Here is a 21,035-nt window from a genome sequence, read left to right on the forward strand (position 1 = left end):
AAATAAATGCGAATTATATTATCAGGAGTCGTGGGGGCTGGCAAATCAACTATTAGTGAAAAATTATCAAAAAGATATGTCGATTATTTATTAATGAATGAGCCAGTAAAGGAAAATCCATATTTGGATGAATATTATCGCAATCCGCAACAAACAGCTTTTAAAATGCAAGTATATATGTTAATGGCACGAAGTCAGCAATTAAAATTAACTAAGGGTAAAACAAATGTAATTTTTGATCGTAGTGTGATGGAAGATGTTATTTTTGTTGAAGTGTTAAAAGACTTACAACTTATTAATGATATTGATTATCAAGTTTATTGTGACTTTTATCACAATGTGGTTTTAGAAAGTATTTATTTAGATAATTTAATTACTCCGGACTTAATTGTTTTTTTACGCGTGTCTTCAGCAACGGCGATTCAGCGCATAAAAGTTCGTGGCCGAACTAGTGAATTATTAGTAGATGAAAATTATTGAGTTTTATTAAATGAGAAGTATGAACAATGATATGAAAAATATAAAACTAAGTTTAATTTTTTAGTTATTGAAAGTGATGATAAGTCAATTGATGAAATAACTAATATTATTATTAGTAAATTAAAATAAAAAATAAATCATTAAGTAGAAGATAATAAATATTTACCTTCTACTTTTTGTTATTTTAGGTTAGTGTTATAATTTATTGTGAAATGATTATCTAATGATTGCTTAGTTGTGCACGATAAATTCATTTAGGGAAGGTTTTAATGTCGCTAATAAATGTGATATTATTTTGTTTCAGTTGTTAGACATTTTGTCGTCAATAAACTAGATTTTGGATGTTTATTAAGGTTAGTAAGAGAATTTCTTAAAAAAAGGAGAATTGTAGATGCGTGATTGAAAAAGTACTTTGTTAATGCCACAAACTATGTTTGAAATGCGAGCTAATTTAAAAGATAAAGAACTGCATTATCAGCAAAAGTGGCAAAAAGAACAATTATGGTCACAAATTTTATTGAAAAATGAATTTGGTAAAAAGTTTATTTTACATGATGGACCACCTTATGCTAATGGTAGTATTCATGTTGGTCATGCTTTGAATAAAATTTTAAAAGATATTATTGTGCGAAATCATAGTTTTAATGGTTATTATGCACCATTATTATTTGGTTGAGATACACATGGATTACCAATTGAAACCGCAGTTACTAAGTTAAATATTGAGTGAAAAAAATCAGATCCAGTTTTATTTCGTAATAAGTGTTATGAATATGCTCAAGAGCAAATAGCAATTCAAAAGCAACAATTTGCTCGTTTAGGGTTATTAAATATTCCTAATGATGAATATATTACTTGTGTTCCCACATATGAAGGTTATCAAATTGATTTTTTAATAATGATGATTGAACAAAAGCTTATTTATCGGGGATTAAAACCTGTATATTGGTCACCAAGTAGTCAGACAGCGTTAGCTGAAGCAGAAGTAGAATATATGGAAAAGACATCACCAAGTATTTTTGTTGCTTGTGATTTGAAAGCTGGTAATGGTGTTTTAGATAATGATGTACGATTAGTAGTATGAACGACAACACCGTGAACATTAACTAGTAATCAATTTATTGCTGTTGGTAAAGATATTGAATATGTTGTTATTAACTCCAACCAAGGTAAATTGGTCGTTGCTAAGAAATTATTAGCAAAAGTTAGTGAACAATGTCAGTTATTAGATGTTAAAGTTATTAAACAATTAATTGGAGCTAATTTAGTTGGTATTACTTATTTTCATCCGTTATATAGCAATATTATTAATAAAGTAGTTTTAGGACATCATATTACTTTAACTGAGGGGACAGCATTAGTTCATACTGCTTGTGGTTTTGGCGTTGATGATTTTATTATTGGTCAACAAAATAATACTGCTCCAATTGTTAGTGTTGATGATGCTGGTTATTTTACTGATATAATTAATGATGAACAATTATATGGTAAATTTTATGAAGATACTAATAAAATTATTACTACCAGATTAAAAGCTGACAATAGATTATTAGCTTTATCTTTTATTAAGCATTCTTATCCTCATGATTGAAGGACTAAAAAGCCAATTATTTATCGTGCAACTGAACAATGGTTTGTTGCTATTAGTGCGATTAAATCACAATTATTGGAACAAATTAATCAAGTTAAATATTTACCAGTTTGAGGGCAAGAAAGAATGCGTCAGATGATTATGCATCGTGATGATTGATGTATTTCGCGTCAAAGATTATGGGGAGTACCGATTACTATTTTATATGGTGAAGATAATGAACCGATTTATGATGTGGCATTAATTAAACATTTTCGTGATTTAATTGCGCAATATGGAACAGCAATTTGATGAAGTTGATCATTAGATAAGTTATTGCCAAAAAATTATGTGCATCATCAAGCCCCTAATGATAAGTTTCGTAAAGAAACTGATATTATGGATGTTTGATTTGATAGTGGAATTTCGCATTGAAACTTGTGGCAACAAAAGCATTGAAAATATCCTGTGGATCTTTATTTAGAAGGCAGTGATCAGTTTCGGGGATGATTTAATTCTTCATTAACTACGGGTGTTATTAGTCCATTAAAACGAGCTCCTTATGAACAAGTAATTATTCACGGCTTTATTAATGATGAAAAAGGTAAAAAAATGTCAAAATCATTAGGTAATGTTGTTGACCCTTTGGAAGTATGTAATACTTATGGCAGTGATATTTTACGATTATGGGTTTCATCAGTTGATTATACTGATGAAATGAAAATTGGTAATGATATTTTAAAACAAGTTAGTGAAACCTATCGTAAGATTCGTAATACAATGCGTTTTATGTTAGGAAATTTATTTGATTTTAAATTAGAACATATTGTTAAAGAGTATGAAATAGTTGATCAGTATTTATTAGTTAAAACTCAAGAATATCATCAAGCAACCCAAGTAGCATATAATAATTATGATTTTAATGAAGTATATGTATTAACAAATAATTTTATTGTTAATAGCCTTTCAGCATTTTATCTTGATTTTACTAAAGATATTTTGTATATTGAAGAAGCAAATAGTATGCGTCGAAAACAAGTACAAACAACAATTTATTATATTTTACAAACGCTATTGTTTAATTTGGCACCAATTTTAGTTCACACTTGTGAAGAAGTTTATGAGTATTTACCGTTAACAAATAAATTATCTTCAATTCATTTAATGGATATGGTTGTCTTACCAACATTTGAAAATATTAAGGAAATTAAAAATATTGGATATAAACTTTTACAATTACGCGAAGATGTTAATAAGGCATTAGAACTAGCAAGAAATGAAAGAATTATTGGTAAGTCTTTACAAGCTCAAGTTATTATGGAGTTAAATGATAATTATCAAGAGTTAGCAACAATAAATAATTTAGGACAAATGTTTATTATTAGTGAGTTAATTGTTACTAATAATTTAAGTGAGGGTGTTCAGTATCCAACGGCTAAAATTGCGGTAAAATTAAAACTTGGTGATAAGTGTGTTCGTTGTTGAATGATTGTGAGTGTTACGATGGATGAACTTTGTTCTCGTTGTCAAAAGGTTATTAGTAAATTAGAGGAAAATAAATAATGAATCGTCATTTAAAACAGTGAAAAAATTCAGTTAAGGAATATTTCAGTAATTATACTTGAAATTTAAAGAAAAAATTATTATTGTTAATAGGTATTTTTATTCTGATTTTAATTGATTTTGTAATTAAAAATGTTGTTATTAATAATTTAAATGAAAATGAAATGGTTAATTTTTTACCAGGATTTATTCAAATAGAGTTAGCATATAACACAGGAGCGGCATTTGGAATTGGTGCTGAAAATCCTCAATTAATGGTTGTTGTGCAAAGTATTATTATTTTATTAATTTTAGTAGGATTTTTATTTGCCCAAACAACAATGATGAATATTGGTTTAGCATTAATTGTTGCGGGTGCATTAAGTAATTTTGGTGATCGGTTTTCAAATCAAATTGTTGAATGAGGTGTTGTTGATTATTTTTTTTGACAATTATTTCCACCATATTCAATTTTTAATATTGCCGATATGTTTGTGGTTGGCGGAACAATGGTAATTATTTTTGCAATTATTTTAACACCAATAACTAGTTATTGAGAACAATAAGATGGAAAAGAAATTAGTTATTATTGTTGAAGATACACCAAGTATTAAAAGAATTGATAAGTATTTGCAATTAAAATTTTCTACAATTAGAGGACTTTCTCGTAGTCAAATTCAAAAATTAATTACTAATAAAAAAGTTATTGTTAATAATCAAATTATTACTAATAACTATAATGTTAAGCAAGATGATGTGATTATAATTAATTTTCAAGAAGAGAAATCTTGACAAGGCGAAAATCTTGATGAAAAAGATTTAGATATTGTTTATGAAGATGAGTATTTATTGGTAATAAATAAACCAAAAAATCTTGTTGTTCATCCCGGAGTTGGTAATTGAGATAATACACTAGTTAATATTTTATTAGCTAAAGATATTAAATTATCTGATAATGATATCGCAAGACCAGGTATTGTCCATCGTTTAGATAAAAATACAACAGGGTTACTTATTATTGCTAAATGTAATTCTGTTCATCAAAAGTTAACTAGTCAGTTACAAAATAAATCTTTAACTAGAAAGTATTTTGCTCTTGTTCGTGGTATTATTAATAAAGAGAATGGCTTTATTGATGGTCCCATTGGTCGTGATCCTAAAAATCGTAAACGAATGGCGATTGTTTTTAAAAATAGTAAACCAGCTCAAACTAAATTTAATGTTATTAAAAGATTTTTAGAAAGTAATATTACTTTTCTTGAATGTGAGTTATTAACAGGAAGAACACATCAAATTCGTGTTCACTTAAGTTCTATTAAACATCCTATTTTAGGAGATCATTTATATGGAATTAAACAAGATTTAGATGAACCTTATGAACAATATTTACATGCTCATGAGATTGCATTTATTCATCCTATTAGTGGTAAAAAAATGCAGTTGAATTGTGAATTACCAGAATCTTTTAAAACAAGGTTAGATAGTTTACAATAAGGTTTTTAATCACTTAGTGATAAGCTTTATCTAATAAGGGAGTATGACAATGGAAAGAAATACATTTGATATTTTAAAAATGCAATTAGTTGAGTATTTTAAACAAATTGAAAAATATCAAATTCATCAGCGGAAATGACGCTGAAAGCGAAATAAAGAACATAATTTATATTTAATTAATTTATTTAATAAGAGTTATCAAGTTATTAAGATTTTGGATTATTTTAATCATTCAGAGATGTGATCGGCAAAAGATTTAAAACAAAATCAGTTAGATATTGATAGTTTTCGTAAAGAAATTGCTACTAGTAGTCATAGTAAATTACAAGTATTAACAATTGTATTAACTAAAGTTATTCATGAACCATTGCTTTTTAGTAATAACGATGGGATTGTTTTTGTTAATCCAGAAACTTTAGTTGCGCAATTGAAACCAATTTATTCACAAATTGATCAAATTGAAACCATTACTTTTCAAGAAAAACCTAGTAATGATGACGAAGTTTTTGATCCGAAGTCAATTACTAGTGATGATTTAAAAGAAGGTTCGTTATTGCAAAAACGAATGAAGGATTTTCATAATTTAACAACTAAGCAAAATATATTTTTAGCTTATGTGTTTACATTTATTCCCTTGCTATTACCAATTTTAGTGCCATTTTTTGTGCCACAAATTCGTGAGATTTTGCAAGGAAAAAATGATAATAGTTTAATTGATGGGGGATTTGAGTCACAATTAATGTTAGGTGGTTCTTATAAACATTTAATTTTTCAAGCTGGTCAGTTTTGGCGATGAATAGTTTATCCATTAGCGGGTGACAATATGTTTAATTTATTTTTATCGTGTTTAGTTATTTTTTATTGTGCTCGTTTAGTTGAGTCATTTTATAAACCATGAAAGTTAGGGTTAATTATTCTTTGTACAACAGTAATTGTTGGCTTTACTCATTCAGTTGTTGCTAGTGCGATGTATCATTTTAAGTCGCAAAAGATACCAAATATTTTAACAGGACCTTTATATTGAGCATGAATGGTAATTCCACCACTTTATATTTTTAGTTTTACTAAAAAGGATTTTTCAGCTTTTGTTGTTCGCAGAAGACTAATTTTACCAACAGTTTTTATGTTGGTAACATTTATTTCAAGTGGTGACCGTTTAGCAATGCCATTAGTTTTGACTTTTTTCGTTAGTTTTTTTATTAGTTATTTTTTAGGTTATGCTAAGCAAGCATGAGAATGAAAGCGCGGTGTTGCTGTTGTTGTTGTTTTAGTATTAGTGTTAGTGGTATTAATTTTGTATTTAACTAATAATCGTTTTTTTACTGATGAAGATGGTTGAACTCATACAATTCTTGAAGATTATGTTAAGCTAGGTTTAATTTCACAGGAAAAATTAGATATTTTTGGTATATTTAGATAGATGATGTCAAAACGCTTATGTTATTTAACATGAGATCAATATTTTATGAGTGTTGCTAAAGTTTCTGCTTTAAGGAGTAAAGACCCTAATACGCAAGTTGGTGCTTGTATTGTTAACGACCGCCAGCAAATAATTGCTACTGGTTATAATGGTTTACCACGACTTTTAGATGATGACAACTATCCTTGAGCTCGGACAGGAAAATTTTTAGAAACAAAATATCCATATATTGTTCATGCGGAATTGAATGCGATTTTAAGTGCCACAGTTAAATGAGAAAATAGTGTTATTTATGTTAGTTTATTTCCTTGCAATGAATGTGCAAAAGCAATTATTCAGTCGGGAATTCAAACCATTATTTATGAAGAAGATAAATATGAAAATACCGAAAATAATATCGCTGCTAAAAGAATGTTAAGTGATGCTACTGTGGTGTTAAAGAAATTGGCGTTTAGCGAAATTACAATAAAGGTTTAATTAGTAAAAAAACTACGCTATAGCGTAGTTTTTATTTGTCAGTATAGGGAAGGATAACTTTTAGAGTATCCGGTTCTTCGCGTTTAGCAAGGTGCTTATCAATACCATAATAGTTATTATTAGACATTTTAATCTTATCAATATAGGTTTTTGCGAGTTCAACTTCTTCGTAGAAATCAATTAGGAATCAGTCAAGAAATTTAATTGTTAGGAAATCTTTGGCTTCTTGACAGGTTGCAATTAGAGTATTAGTTTTTTCAATAAATTGCAGTTTGTAAGTCAGATATTTTTCCATTAATTCTAATAAACTTTTTTCATGATGTGCTTCTGGTTGGGTTGGATTAACAATAAGTATTTCATCCCGACCAATTAAATAATTATATATTTTTCTTGTATGTAAGACTTCATCTTGTGCTTGAATTTGAAATCAAGTACTTGCTCCGGGAAATCCAAGCGTGTTACTAACGGAAGACATTACATAGCAATCTAATTGTAGTTTGTTATGGTCATCAGCATATTTATTTAATAGACTATGAATATTGGGATTCATTTTTTTCCTCCTTGATGAGTAGATTTATTATTACTAATTTATTTTATTACTTTTTTTCAATTTATAAAATGTAATTTTCCAAAGTCAATTGCCTTATCTTCAAGACCGTCTTGTTTTATTTTCGCAATGGCTTTGTCAACAATTGTACTAGCACCCAAAGGAAAAATCCGGTTATATTCTTGTTCTAATTGTTTAATACTTTTTAAAAAGAAGTAACGACTAATAATGGCAGCACATGCGACAGCAAGAAATTTATCTTCGGCGTGGGTTGTAAATGATAACTTTAAATCATTATCAGCAACATTAAGAATTTTTAAATATTCTTCATATTTTTTTTTGTTAACAAATTGGTCAATAATTACTTTTTTGCAGTTAACTTTATTGGCAAGTTTTCTTATTACTTGATGATGCCCAATGGTTTTTAAAATATGACTGTTTTGATATATTTCATATAACTTATTGTATTGGCGGTTATTAATGATGATAGTACTATATTCTAATTGTTGGATTAATTGTTTAGCGATAATATTAATTTGTATTGTTGATAAGACTTTAGAATCACGAATTTTTAATGATTTAATTAATGCTAAATCTTTTTCTTTAATATAACAGGCTGTTACTACTAAGGGACCAAAAAAATCACCAACGCCTGATTCATCACTGCCAATAATATTAATTTGTTCTTTTAATATCATCTCTGGTTTTCATTTGTTTCATTGTGTTTTAACTTCATCTTCATCACCACCTTGGAAAACGATTTTTAAAGAACGATATAATAAAATAGTTATATTATGGTATTTGTATTTAGCAATAATGTTAGGATTATTAACAGGTACTTTATAGGCATCATAATAGGTTATTACTTGGTTTTTATTTTCTTCACTCAGTTGTAAACTGTAAGTTGCCATCATATTCCCTTCTTTCACTCTTAAATATTATCATAATTTTTGTTGGCGTATAAATATAACCCAAAATTTATTGCTTTTTATATGCAAAAAGGAGGTTAAAGAATGATAAAATATTATGAATGATTTTATTTAGCTGAATTATACTTGTAAGTGCAAGTAAATAAAATTGCAAAAGATTTCATATAAAAATTTCATGATGCTAAGTTTATTTTAGAAAAAGTAAATTTAAGGAGTTTTTATATGGGATACAAACATCTTGGCATAGATGAAAGAATTTATATTGAGAATCAATTGAAATTTAAAGTAAAAATTAGTGAAATAGCTAAAAATCTTAATCGAAGTATTAGTACTATTAATCGAGAAGTTAATAGAAATAAAGATAATAATCATTATTTTTCATTAATTGCACAAAATAAAGCAGAAAATAGAAAATAATTACATGTTTATTTTCATAAATTTAAAAATAGAGAATTAGTAAAATATGTACAACAAAAATTATTATTAGGTTGATCGCCTGAACAAATTTATGGCAGAATTAAAAATTTTCATCAAGAATGAATTATTAGTTTTAAAACAATTTACAATTGAATTTATTCTGGATTACTTGAAAAGGTTACTAGTAAAAATTTAAGAAGAAAAGGTAAGAAACGAAAATCTCAAGAAAATCGGGGTAAATTTAATGGTAAATCCATTAAAGAACGAAATGTTAATGTTAATAATCGTATAACTGTTGGCCATTGAGAAGGTGATACTGTAGTATCATCACGAGGTAAAAGTAAATCATGTTTAATAACTTTAGTTGAAAGAACATCAAGATTTACTTTAGCAATGTTAGTTGAAAATAGAACTACTAAAGTTATTAACAAAAATATTAGTCATTATTTATCAATTCTTCCAAATAATCTTGTTAAGACTATAACATTTGATAGGGGTAAAGAATTTGCTAATTGACAACAACTTGAAAAAAATTTAAATGTGAAAATTTATTTTGCTGATGCATATTCACCTTGACAAAGAGGTACTAATGAAAATACTAATGGTTTAATTAGAGAAAAATTTCCTAAAAAATTTAATTTTTCAAACACTACTAAAAATGCAGTTCATAAATTTATATTGTCTTTAAACCAAAGACCAAGAAAAATACTAAATTATCTTTCGCCAATCGAATATTTGGTTAGAAAAATAATTTAGTTGCACTTAACTTTACAATTTGGCATATTTATTTATTAATAAGTATTAGTTTTGCTGAATTATACTTGTAAGTGCAAGTAAATAAAATTGCAAAAGATTTCATATAAAAATTTCATGATGCTAAGTTTATTTTAGAAAAAGTAAATTTAAGGAGTTTTTATATGGGATATAAACATCTTGGCATAGATGAAAGAATTTATATTGAGAATCAATTGAAATTTAAAGTAAAAATTAGTGAAATAGCTAAAAATCTTAATCGAAGTATTAGTACTATTAATCGAGAAGTTAATAGAAATAAAGATAATAATCATTATTTTTCATTAATTGCACAAAATAAAGCAGAAAATAGAAAACAATTACATGTTTATTTTCATAAATTTAAAAATAGAGAATTAGTAAAATATGTACAACAAAAATTATTATTAGGTTGATCGCCTGAACAAATTTATGGCAGAATTAAAAATTTTCATCAAGAATGAATTATTAGTTTTAAAACAATTTACAATTGAATTTATTCTGGATTACTTGAAAAGGTTACTAGTAAAAATTTAAGAAGAAAAGGTAAGAAACGAAAATCTCAAGAAAATCGGGGTAAATTTAATGGTAAATCCATTAAAGAACGAAATGTTAATAATCGCATAACTCTTGGCCATTGAGAAGGTGATACTGTAGTATCATCACGAGGTAAAAGTAAATCATGTTTAATAACTTTAGTTGAAAGAACATCAAGATTTACTTTAGCAATATTAGTTGAAAATAGAACTACTAAAGTTATTAACAAAAATATTAGTCATTATTTATCAATTCTTCCAAATAATCTTGTTAAGACTATAACATTTGATAGGGGTAAAGAATTTGCTAATTGACAACAACTTGAAAAAAATTTAAATGTGAAAATTTATTTTGCTGATGCATATTCACCTTGACAAAGAGGTACTAATGAAAATACTAATGGTTTAATTAGAGAAAAATTTCCTAAAAAATTTAATTTTTCAAACACTACTAAAAATGCAGTTCATAAATTTATATTGTCTTTAAACCAAAGACCAAGAAAAATACTAAATTATCTTTCGCCAATCGAATATTTGGTTAGAAAAATAATTTAGTTGCACTTAACTTTACAATTTGGCTTATAAACTCTTGTTATAATGTTAATATAATTAGGTAAAATATTTGGGAATCTTAAAAAAGGAAGTTAAAATTTATGGCTAAAGTAATTGCAATTGCTAATCAAAAAGGTGGTGTTGGCAAAACGACAACATCAATAAATCTTGCTGCTGGTTTGGGCAGATATGGACAAAAAGTTTTGCTGATTGATTTAGATCCACAAGGAAATAGTACAACAGGAATTGGTGCTGATAAAAGTAAAATTGAAAGGTGTATGTTTGATGTTTTAGTTAATGATATTGCTCTTAGTGAAATTATTCAAAAAAATGTTTGTCAAAATGTTGATTTAGCACCAGCAACATTATCATTAGCAAGTGCTGATTTACATTTATTAGAACAATCTAAGGATAAGCAAAATATTTTGTTGGATAAGTTAAAAGGTATTCTTAATAATTATCATTATATTATTATTGATTGTCCACCATCATTAGGATTATTAAATCGTAATGCGTTAAGTGCATCTAATACAGTAATTATTCCGATTCAAGCTGAATATTATGCTTTAGAAGGATTAACGCAATTGTTAACTTCAATTAGATTTGTTCAACAAAGAAGTAATAAAAATTTAACTATTGAAGGTATTTTATTAACAATGTTTGATACTAGAACAAAGTTATCGTATGAAGTAATGCAAGAAGCACAAAAGTATTTTAAAGAGAAAGTATATAAAACTTATATTCCGCGAAATATTAAAATATCGGAAGCGCCATCAAATGGGGATGATATTTTTAGTTATGCCGAAAATTCATCGGGGGCAATTGCTTATATGGAACTAGTTAAGGAGGTATTGCTAAATAATGGCACAGAACAACAAATTAATAACTAAAAAAAGATTATCGGTTAAAGGATTAGATAAGATTTTTGGTGAAGAAATTAATGATTTAATTAGTGAAATTGAAGCCAATGATGAAATTAAGCAAAATGCGGTTAAAATTTCATTAGATGAAATTCGTAGTAATCCTTATCAACCACGAATTGTTTTTGATGATGCTGAGATTACACAATTAGGACAATCAATTGTTAAGCATGGGGTTATTCAACCAATTATTGTTAAGAAATCAATTAATGGTTATGAAGTTGTTGCGGGAGAAAGAAGAATGCGGGCTTGTAAAAAGGTCGGATTAACTTATATTCCAGCAATTATTATTAATTTATCTGATAAACAAATGATGGAAATTGCTTTAATTGAGAATATTCAAAGAGTTGATTTAAATACCATTGAAGAGGCACAAGCATATCGTGATTTAATGAATAAATTAAACTTAACGCAAGGTGAAGTGGCAATGCAAGTCGGAAAGTCACGGTCACATATTGCTAATATTATGCGAATTTTAAATTTACCGCAAAAAATCCAAGATTATGTTTTAAATGGTCAATTAACGATGGGGCAGGTGAAGCCATTATTAGCTTTACAAGATGATATGGAATTAGTTTCTCGTTTAAGTGAACGCATTTTTAAAGAAAATTTAACATCTAGAAAGGTTGAAGATATTGTTCGGGCCTATCAATTACAAATTGGTAAGAAAGATAAAAATGAACAAAAAGTTGGTGTTTTGCCAAAGTGAGAATATGCACCTGTCGCTGAAAAAATGATTAGAATTTTAGGAACTAAGGTTGTCATTGATGATAATCGTATTATCATTAAGTTTTCTAATGATAAAGATTTGAATCGCATTTTGGAAGTTCTTAAAATTATTTAAATGCCAAATTGTAAAGTTAAGTGCAACTAAATTATTTTTCTAACCAAATATTCGATTGGCGAAAGATAATTTAGTATTTTTCTTGGTCTTTGGTTTAAAGACAATATAAATTTATGAACTGCATTTTTAGTAGTGTTTGAAAAATTAAATTTTTTAGGAAATTTTTCTCTAATTAAACCATTAGTATTTTCATTAGTACCTCTTTGTCAAGGTGAATATGCATCAGCAAAATAAATTTTCACATTTAAATTTTTTTCAAGTTGTTGTCAATTAGCAAATTCTTTACCCCTATCAAATGTTATAGTCTTAACAAGATTATTTGGAAGAATTGATAAATAATGACTAATATTTTTGTTAATAACTTTAGTAGTCCTATTTTCAACTAATATTGCTAAAGTAAATCTTGATGTTCTTTCAACTAAAGTTATTAAACATGATTTACTTTTACCTCGTGATGATACTACAGTATCACCTTCTCAATGGCCAAGAGTTATGCGATTATTAACATTTCGTTCTTTAATGGATTTACCATTAAATTTACCCCGATTTTCTTGAGATTTTCGTTTCTTACCTTTTCTTCTTAAATTTTTACTAGTAACTTTTTCAAGTAATCCAGAATAAATTCAATTGTAAATTGTTTTAAAACTAATAATTCATTCTTGATGAAAATTTTTAATTCTGCCATAAATTTGTTCAGGCGATCAACCTAATAATAATTTTTGTTGTACATATTTTACTAATTCTCTATTTTTAAATTTATGAAAATAAACATGTAATTGTTTTCTATTTTCTGCTTTATTTTGTGCAATTAATGAAAAATAATGATTATTATCTTTATTTCTATTAACTTCTCGATTAATAGTACTAATACTTCGATTAAGATTTTTAGCTATTTCACTAATTTTTACTTTAAATTTCAATTGATTCTCAATATAAATTCTTTCATCTATGCCAAGATGTTTGTATCCCATATAAAAACTCCTTAAATTTACTTTTTCTAAAATAAACTTAGCATCATGAAATTTTTATATGAAATCTTTTGCAATTTTATTTACTTGCACTTACAAGTATAATTCAGCATTTTTATTAATTAAATATTAAATATGAAAGAGGAATAAAGAAATTATGTCTTTAAAAGCAGGAATTGTTGGATTACCTAATGTTGGAAAATCAACATTATTTAATGCCATTACCAATTCTAAAGTTGAAGCTGCAAATTATCCTTTCACAACGATTAATCCTAATGTTGGTATTGTTAAAGTACCCGATAGTAGACTTAATAAGTTGGAAGAAATTTTTCAACCTGAGAAAGTTATTGCTAATAATTTTGAGTTTACAGATATTGCGGGACTTGTTAAAGGGGCATCATTAGGCCATGGTTTAGGTAATAAGTTTTTAGGTCATATTCGTGAAGTTGTGCGTTGTTTTGATGATAGTAATGTTAATCATGTTGAAACTACGATTGATCCGATTAGAGATATTGAAATTATTAATTTAGAATTAATTTTAGCAGATTATGATATCGTTATTAAAATATTACAAAAATTAGAAAAACTTGTTAAAAATGATAAAAATCCAGTTTTACTGAAAGAAATTAATTTATTAAAGAAAATTAAAGAAGCGTTATTTGATGGTAAACCGATTCGGCGTTTAGAATTAACAGTTGAAGAAGTTAATTTGATTAAACATTATAGTTTTTTAACTAGTAAACCAATTTTGTATATTGCAAATATTAGTGAAAAAGATTTAGTGGATAAAACTAATAAGTGAGTTGAAAAAGTTAAGGATTATGCTATTGCTGAGAAATCACAAGTTATTGTTATTTGTGCAAAAACAGAATTAGAAATTTCATCGTTAGAAGATAATGATAAAGAAGAGTTTTTAAAATCATTAAATTTAGAAACATCAGGCTTAGATCAGATGATTTCAAAAACATATCGCACATTAGGTTTATCAACATTTTTTACAGCTGGTAAGAAAGAAGTTCGTGCTTGAACATTTAAAAGTGGTATGGAAGCTGTTGAATGTGCTAGTATTATTCATACTGATATTTCTCGTGGTTTTATTAAATTAGAAGTTTATAGTTATGATGATTTAGTTAAATATGGTAGTGAGAATGCCGTTAAATTGTCAGGAAAGTTATGATTTGAAGGGAAAAATTATTTAGTTTCTGATGGTGATATTTGTTATTTCCGTTTTAATGTTTAAAGTCTTTAAGTTATTGAGCATGGGCGCATAAAGTTTTGTTAGGTGGGTAAAGATTTGAATAATTTTGAAAGAAAAGCAACTAAAAATTTATTACCTTTTTACTTGAAAAATAATTAATAAAACAAAATTTTTAATATTTAACAAACATATTCTTAATAAAAGGTTATAAAAACTAAGTAAAATGCTTATAAAAACAACATTAAAATAATTTTTTACAACAAAAATCATACATAAGAAATATATACTTAATTTGCATATTGAAATAATTTATAGTAAATGACTATTTTTTCTTTTTTAAAAAATACCTAAGAAAACTAAACGCGACCATTGAGCATTTTTATGTACAATAAAGTAATTATTATAGTGTAAAATAAATTAGTAGTTAAAAACTAATTTATTTTTTTATATATTAAAAGAAATGGAGATACTGGATGAAGAAAATACGATTACGCTATGCACCTAGTCCAACAGGATATTTACATATTGGTGGTGCCAGAACAGCAATTTTTAATTATCTATTTGCTAAACATTATAATGGCATATTTATTGTGCGAATTGAAGATACTGATTTAGAACGAAATGTTAGTGGTGGTATTGCGTCACAATTAGATAATTTGCGATGATTAAATATTGTTATTGATGAAACTATTGATACATTAGGTAATTTTGGTCCATATCAACAAACTGAGCGCTTACAAATTTATATTAAATATGCTAATGAGCTTGTTACTAATAATTTAGCATATTATTGTTATTGTTCAGCAGAACAATTAAGTCAAGTGAAACAAAAGCAAATTGATCAAGGAATAGCGCCAAGTTATGATGGTAAATGTTGAAGTCTTTCTATTAGTGATATTAAAGCAAAAGAAGTTTTAGGGATTAAACCAAGTATTAGAATCCGAATTCCAGAAAATAAATCTTATATTCTTAATGATTTGGTACGAAAAGAAGTAATATTTGCTAGTAAAGATATTAGTGATTTTGTTATTATTAAATCAAATGGGGTGGCGACTTATAATTTTGCTGTTGTTATTGATGATTATTTAATGAAAATTAGTCATGTTTTACGAGGTGAGGAGCATTTATCTAATACTCCAAAGCAATTAGTAGTCTATGAAGCTTTTAATTGAACACCACCAATTTTTGGTCATTTACCATTAATTGTTAATGAAAATCGGAAAAAATTGTCAAAACGCGATGGAACAATTGTACAATTTATTAGTCAGTATCGCGAATTAGGATATTTACCAGCAGCGTTATTTAATTTTTTTGTTTTATTAGGTTGATCACCACCAGATACGCAAGAAATTTATTCAATATCGCAATTAATTGCTATTTTTGATGAAAATCGTTTTAGTAAATCTAGTAGTTTGTTTGATGTTAATAAACTTAATTGAATTAATAATAAGTATATTCAAAAATTAGATGCGATTGCTTACTGAGAATTATGTTTGCCATTTTTATGTAAAGTTTATGAAATAAAAGCATATCCGTTAGTTTGATGACAAGAAGTAGTTGCTTTGTATCAGCAAGAATTAATTTATGGACAACAAATAAGTGGTTTAGTTGCGATGTTTATTGAAGATGATATTGTGGCTACGGAAGTTATTGAATATTTAAAAACTAATGATGTTTTATTAGTCATTAATAATTTTAAGCAATTAATTCAAAATTTAAAGCATTGAGATGATGATAGTATTAATGGTATTATTACTACAATTAAAAAAGAACAAAATCTTAAAGGTAAAGACTTATTGATGCCAATTAGAATTGCTAGTTCAAAACGAATGGTAGGACCACAATTAGTAAAAACAATTAAACTTTTAGGTCAAAAAAAAGTAATGAATAATATTAATGAAATATTAGAAATATTTAATAAGGTGGGGTAAGATGATGAGTCAATGAATGGTTCGTGATAGTATTTATGGTAATATTAATGTTCAAGAATCAGTTATTATTGCTTTAATTAATAGTAAAGAGTTTCAACGCTTAAGAAGAATTTTGCAATTAGGTGGTGGACAATTTGTTTTTCCTAGTGCTGTTCATAATCGCTTTAGTCATTCATTAGGAGTTTATTATTTAATTGATAAAATTTTTAGAAATTCTAGTTTTGATAATGTATCTAATGAAGAAAAAACTTTAACAAAAATTGCTGGTTTATTACATGATTTAGGGCATGGTCCTTTTTCTCATAGTTTTGAAAAAGTTTCGCCAATTAATCATGAACAATGAACAATTGCCATTATTCAAAATGAACAATCGCAAATTAATCAAGTTTTAAAAGCATTTAATATTGATGTGCAAGCTGTTTGTCAAATTATTGCTAAAACCCATCCTAATAAAATTCTTTTATCATTAGTAAGTTCCCAACTTGATTGTGATCGGATGGATTATTTGTTAAGAGATTCTTATCATACAGGTGTTGAATATGGAAATTTTGATATTGATTGAATTATGGAAAATTTACGAATTATTAATAATGAAATTGTTTATGATGAAAAAGCATTATTTGCAATTGAAAATTATTTGTTAGGTCGTTATCATATGTATTGGCAAATTTATAATCATAAAGTTGGCATTAGTTTTGATTATTTATTAGTAAATATTTTTAAACGCTTAAAATATTTATTTACAAAAAATTTTAAGTTTAAAACTGATATTGCTTTAGTTGTACCTTTATTACAAGAAAATAATTCCGAACAATTAAATGTAAGTCATTATTTACAACTTGATGATTATAGTTTAATGAGTCTTTTTAGTTTATTAGCTAAAGAAGAAGATAATATTTTGCAAGATTTAACAGACCGCATTGTTAATCGAAGATTTTTTAAATTAATTCCTAATGTCAATGCTAATGATTTAAAAAACTATCAAAAATTGTTAGTTGCAGGAAATTATGATTTAGATTATTATTTAATTATTGAAGAATTTAATCAGCCAACATTATATCAGCAAAACTTAATGGAGCAACCAATTAAATTAGTTAATAAAAATGATCTAGTATTTAATTTAGAAAAAAAATCTAAATTGATTAATACTAATGAACAAAGTAGTAAACAAGTTGAAAAACAACAATATGTATTATTACCAAAAGAAGTTTTAGTACAAACATAGATTTAGAAGGAGATAATATATGAATAAGTCTTTAGTTGATCTGGCATATGAATTTCTTATTAAGCGAAAACACGCTGGTTTTAAAGAAATTTATGATTATGTTAAGATTGCCAAGGAAACACCAATTGAAGCTGAAGCAAAAGAAATGGTTAATTTATATACTGATATGGTATTGGATAATCGTTTTTTGTTAATTCAGGATAACGAATGGGGGTTACGACAAGATTATAAGTATGATGAAATTAAGAAACAATTAGAATTTTTATTTGCTATTAATGATGATATTGATCCTAAGAAATTAGAAGTTACTGAAATTATTGATGAAGTTGATGATACTTTTGAAGAAAGTATTGATGATGAAGAAGATGAATTAGAAATTGATAGCGATGATGAAGAAGATGAAGTTGATTGAGATGAAATTGAAAAAGAAATGGAAGAAAATAACTAGTTGTTAGAGTTAAAGAAGGTGAATTATAATGACAAAATATATTTTTATTACGGGTGGTGTAGTTTCCAGTTTAGGTAAGGGAATTGCTGGCGCTTCAATTGGTCATATTTTAAAAGATAGTGGATTAAAGGTTTTTATGCAAAAATTTGATCCATATATTAATGTTGATCCAGGAACAATGAATCCCTATGAGCATGGTGAGGTTTTTGTTACTGCTGATGGTAGTGAGACTGATTTAGATTTAGGTCATTATGAACGCTTTATTGATGAAAATTTGACTTGCTATTCATCAATTACTGCTGGTAAAGCATATTTAGAAGTAATTGAAAAAGAGCGGAATGGTGATTATGAAGGTAAAACAGTTCAAGTAGTACCGCATTTAACAGATATTATTAAGAATAAGATTTATTTAGCGTCAACTGTTAGTAAAGCCGATATTATTATTGGTGAAATTGGGGGCACAGTTGGTGATATTGAGTCATTACCATTTATTGAAACGATTCGGCAAATAAGAATGGAAAAAGGGAAAGAAAATGTGTTATTTATTCATGTTGCTTTAGTACCATTTATTGCTGCTAGTGGTGAATTTAAAACAAAGCCAGTTCAACATTCAGTTAAAGAATTATTGTCGTTAGGAATTCAATCAGATATTGTTCTTGCTCGTAGTGAACAAGAATTATCAGCACAATTAATTGATAAAATTTCTTTATTTTGTAATGTTAATCGTAATGCTGTTTTTAGTGCTTATGATGTGGATAATATTTATAAAGTACCAATTGTTCTTTATGAACAAGATATTTTAACAACGCTTGCTTCGTTGCTACATTTAAAAATTAAACATAATAATTTAAAGAAATTAAAATTGTTTTTACAAAAAGCTAGTGATGCTAAAAATAAAGTTATTACAATTTATTTAGTTGGTAAGTATATTGAATTACCGGATGCGTATTTATCAGTTTTAGAGTCATTAAAGTTAGCTGGTTATGAAAAAGGTGTTGAAGTTAAAGTACAATGAATTAGTGCCAATGATATTGATGAAAATAATTATGAAAATATTTTTAAACATTGTAAAGGTATTATTGTACCTGGTGGGTTTGGTTATCGGGGCATTGAAGGAAAAATATTAGCTGCTAAGTATGCTAGAAAACATCATATTCCTTATTTTGGCATTTGTTTAGGCATGCAAACGGCATTAATTGAATTTGCCCAAGATGTTTGTAAATTACCAGATGCTCATTCTGAGGAGTTTTTTCCTGAATGTAAAAATCCGATATTACATTTAATTAGAGGAAAAAACTCAACTGATCATATTGGTGGTACATTGCGACTAGGAAATTATGATATTACTATTGAAGATAAAACGCATGTTTCGAAATTATACAAGAAGAAGGTTATCCAAGAACGCCATCGGCATCGTTACGAAGTAAATAATGATTATTTGGATTTATTTAAAGAAAAAGGAATTATTTTTAGTGGTATGTATAAAGAACAATTTTTAGTGGAAATTATTGAATTAAAGAACCATCCGTTTTTTATTGGTAGTCAATTTCATCCTGAATTTACTTCCCGACCAAGCAAATCAAATCCATTATTTATTGGATTTATTGAAGCAGTAATTAAAGCATATTAACAAATTTTAATCTTGGAGGATAGAAATGACAAAATTAGTTAATCCAACAGCAATGTTGCAAAAAGCGAGAAAAGAAAATTATGCAATTGCGCATTTTAATATTAATTAAGCCAAATTGTAAAGTTAAGTGCAACTAAATTATTTTTCTAACCAAATATTCGATTGGCGAAAGATAATTTAGTATTTTTCTTGGTCTTTGGTTTAAAGACAATATAAATTTATGAACTGCATTTTTAGTAGTGTTTGAAAAATTAAATTTTTTAGGAAATTTTTCTCTAATTAAACCATTAGTATTTTCATTAGTACCTCTTTGTCAAGGTGAATATGCATCAGCAAAATAAATTTTCACATTTAAATTTTTTTCAAGTTGTTGTCAATTAGCAAATTCTTTACCCCTATCAAATGTTATAGTCTTAACAAGATTATTTGGAAGAATTGATAAATAATGACTAATATTTTTGTTAATAACTTTAGTAGTTCTATTTTCAACTAATATTGCTAAAGTAAATCTTGATGTTCTTTCAACTAAAGTTATTAAACATGATTTACTTTTACCTCGTGATGATACTACAGTATCACCTTCTCAATGGCCAAGAGTTATGCGATTATTAATATTTCGTTCTTTAATGGATTTACCATTAAATTTACCCCGATTTTCTTGAGATTTTCGTTTCTTACCTTTTCTTCTTAAATTTTTACTAGTAACCTTTTCAAGTAATCCAGAATAAATTCAATTGTAAATTGTTTTAAAACTAATAATTCATTCTTGATGAAAATTTTTAATTCTGCCATAAATTTGTTCAGGCGATCAACCTAATAATAATTTTTGTTGTACATATTTTACTAATTCTCTATTTTTAAATTTATGAAAATAAACATGTAATTGTTTTCTATTTTCTGCTTTATTTTGTGCAATTAATGAAAAATAATGATTATTATCTTTATTTCTATTAACTTCTCGATTAATAGTACTAATATTTCGATTAAGATTTTTAGCTATTTCACTAATTTTTACTTTAAATTTCAATTGATTCTCAATATAAATTCTTTCATCTATGCCAAGATGTTTGTATCCCATATAAAAACTCCTTAAATTTACTTTTTCTAAAATAAACTTAGCATCATGAAATTTTTAT

Annotated in this window: 20 protein-coding genes; 16 read left to right on the top strand and 4 right to left on the bottom strand. The window is 26.6% G+C overall.

The window, feature by feature from the left end; all coding sequences use genetic code 4:
* Positions 1 to 6 precede the first annotated feature (6 nt).
* The 6 genes from AAHN02_RS01315 (at position 7) to AAHN02_RS01340 (ending at position 6,983) form a co-directional block, all read left to right on the top strand.
* The gene (locus AAHN02_RS01315) at positions 7 to 609 is read left to right on the top strand and encodes a deoxynucleoside kinase (RefSeq protein WP_342277909.1); all 603 of its coding nucleotides are present in this window, start codon (positions 7 to 9) and stop codon (positions 607 to 609) included.
* 262 nt (positions 610 to 871) lie between these two features.
* Positions 872 to 3,613, top strand: coding sequence for an isoleucine--tRNA ligase (gene ileS / locus AAHN02_RS01320; RefSeq protein WP_342277910.1), 2,742 nt, complete (start codon positions 872 to 874; stop codon positions 3,611 to 3,613).
* Positions 3,613 to 4,158 (top strand): signal peptidase II, encoded by a 546-nt coding sequence (gene lspA, locus AAHN02_RS01325; protein WP_342277911.1) that lies wholly within the window; start codon positions 3,613 to 3,615, stop codon positions 4,156 to 4,158. Before ileS ends, lspA begins: the two co-directional genes overlap by 1 nt.
* Position 4,159: 1 nt before the next feature.
* Positions 4,160 to 5,086, top strand: a complete 927-nt coding sequence (locus AAHN02_RS01330; RefSeq protein ID WP_342277912.1) for an RluA family pseudouridine synthase — start codon at positions 4,160 to 4,162, stop codon at positions 5,084 to 5,086.
* A gap of 49 nt (positions 5,087 to 5,135) precedes the next feature.
* Positions 5,136 to 6,506: a hypothetical protein gene (locus AAHN02_RS01335; RefSeq protein ID WP_342277913.1), complete on the top strand. Its 1,371-nt coding sequence runs from the start codon at positions 5,136 to 5,138 to the stop codon at positions 6,504 to 6,506.
* A gap of 3 nt (positions 6,507 to 6,509) precedes the next feature.
* Positions 6,510 to 6,983, top strand: coding sequence for a dCMP deaminase family protein (locus tag AAHN02_RS01340; RefSeq protein WP_342277914.1), 474 nt, complete (start codon positions 6,510 to 6,512; stop codon positions 6,981 to 6,983).
* Between the two features lie 31 nt (positions 6,984 to 7,014).
* Here AAHN02_RS01340 and AAHN02_RS01345 read toward each other — a convergent pair whose 3' ends face one another.
* Positions 7,015 to 7,533 carry a ferritin-like domain-containing protein gene (locus AAHN02_RS01345; protein WP_338966731.1) on the bottom strand — a complete coding sequence of 173 codons (519 nt, stop codon included), beginning with the start codon at positions 7,531 to 7,533 and terminating at the stop codon, positions 7,015 to 7,017.
* Positions 7,534 to 7,571: 38 nt separating this feature from the next.
* Positions 7,572 to 8,441, bottom strand: a complete 870-nt coding sequence (rnhC, locus tag AAHN02_RS01350) for a ribonuclease HIII (protein WP_342277915.1) — start codon at positions 8,439 to 8,441, stop codon at positions 7,572 to 7,574.
* A gap of 240 nt (positions 8,442 to 8,681) precedes the next feature.
* Here rnhC and AAHN02_RS01355 point away from each other — a divergent pair, with 240 nt between their 5' ends.
* From AAHN02_RS01355 to AAHN02_RS01375, 5 genes are all read left to right on the top strand, one after another.
* Positions 8,682 to 8,876: a helix-turn-helix domain-containing protein gene (locus AAHN02_RS01355; protein WP_342277710.1), complete on the top strand. Its 195-nt coding sequence runs from the start codon at positions 8,682 to 8,684 to the stop codon at positions 8,874 to 8,876.
* 126 nt (positions 8,877 to 9,002) lie between these two features.
* Positions 9,003 to 9,632 (top strand): IS30 family transposase, encoded by a 630-nt coding sequence (locus AAHN02_RS01360; RefSeq protein ID WP_342278176.1) that lies wholly within the window; start codon positions 9,003 to 9,005, stop codon positions 9,630 to 9,632.
* Positions 9,633 to 9,793: 161 nt separating this feature from the next.
* Complete coding sequence (locus AAHN02_RS01365) at positions 9,794 to 10,738, top strand: IS30 family transposase (RefSeq protein WP_338966716.1); 945 nt, start codon at positions 9,794 to 9,796, stop codon at positions 10,736 to 10,738.
* Between the two features lie 98 nt (positions 10,739 to 10,836).
* The gene (locus tag AAHN02_RS01370; protein ID WP_338967619.1) at positions 10,837 to 11,625 is read left to right on the top strand and encodes an AAA family ATPase; all 789 of its coding nucleotides are present in this window, start codon (positions 10,837 to 10,839) and stop codon (positions 11,623 to 11,625) included.
* Positions 11,597 to 12,499, top strand: coding sequence for a ParB/RepB/Spo0J family partition protein (locus tag AAHN02_RS01375; protein ID WP_342277916.1), 903 nt, complete (start codon positions 11,597 to 11,599; stop codon positions 12,497 to 12,499). Before AAHN02_RS01370 ends, AAHN02_RS01375 begins: the two co-directional genes overlap by 29 nt.
* Positions 12,500 to 12,525: 26 nt before the next feature.
* On the opposite strand, the gene AAHN02_RS01380 is transcribed toward AAHN02_RS01375, so the two are convergent.
* Positions 12,526 to 13,470 (bottom strand): IS30 family transposase, encoded by a 945-nt coding sequence (locus AAHN02_RS01380; RefSeq protein WP_338966716.1) that lies wholly within the window; start codon positions 13,468 to 13,470, stop codon positions 12,526 to 12,528.
* Between the two features lie 154 nt (positions 13,471 to 13,624).
* Here AAHN02_RS01380 and ychF point away from each other — a divergent pair, with 154 nt between their 5' ends.
* From ychF to AAHN02_RS01405, 5 genes are all read left to right on the top strand, one after another.
* Positions 13,625 to 14,707, top strand: coding sequence for a redox-regulated ATPase YchF (ychF, locus tag AAHN02_RS01385; protein ID WP_342277917.1), 1,083 nt, complete (start codon positions 13,625 to 13,627; stop codon positions 14,705 to 14,707).
* 431 nt (positions 14,708 to 15,138) lie between these two features.
* Complete coding sequence (gltX, locus tag AAHN02_RS01390; RefSeq protein WP_342277918.1) at positions 15,139 to 16,596, top strand: glutamate--tRNA ligase; 1,458 nt, start codon at positions 15,139 to 15,141, stop codon at positions 16,594 to 16,596.
* A 4-nt stretch (positions 16,597 to 16,600) separates the two neighbouring features.
* Positions 16,601 to 17,821 (top strand): HD domain-containing protein, encoded by a 1,221-nt coding sequence (locus AAHN02_RS01395; protein WP_342277919.1) that lies wholly within the window; start codon positions 16,601 to 16,603, stop codon positions 17,819 to 17,821.
* 19 nt (positions 17,822 to 17,840) lie between these two features.
* A complete protein-coding gene (rpoE, locus tag AAHN02_RS01400) occupies positions 17,841 to 18,269 on the top strand; it encodes a DNA-directed RNA polymerase subunit delta (protein ID WP_342277920.1) in 429 nt (142 codons plus the stop codon).
* A gap of 28 nt (positions 18,270 to 18,297) precedes the next feature.
* Positions 18,298 to 19,899 carry a CTP synthase gene (locus AAHN02_RS01405; RefSeq protein ID WP_342277921.1) on the top strand — a complete coding sequence of 534 codons (1,602 nt, stop codon included), beginning with the start codon at positions 18,298 to 18,300 and terminating at the stop codon, positions 19,897 to 19,899.
* A 133-nt stretch (positions 19,900 to 20,032) separates the two neighbouring features.
* Here AAHN02_RS01405 and AAHN02_RS01410 read toward each other — a convergent pair whose 3' ends face one another.
* Positions 20,033 to 20,977, bottom strand: a complete 945-nt coding sequence (locus AAHN02_RS01410) for an IS30 family transposase (protein WP_342277922.1) — start codon at positions 20,975 to 20,977, stop codon at positions 20,033 to 20,035.
* Positions 20,978 to 21,035 lie beyond the last annotated feature (58 nt).

The sequence above is a fragment of the Spiroplasma endosymbiont of Nephrotoma flavescens genome (assembly GCF_964030835.1).
Classification (GTDB): domain Bacteria; phylum Bacillota_I; class Bacilli_A; order Mycoplasmatales; family Nriv7; genus Nriv7.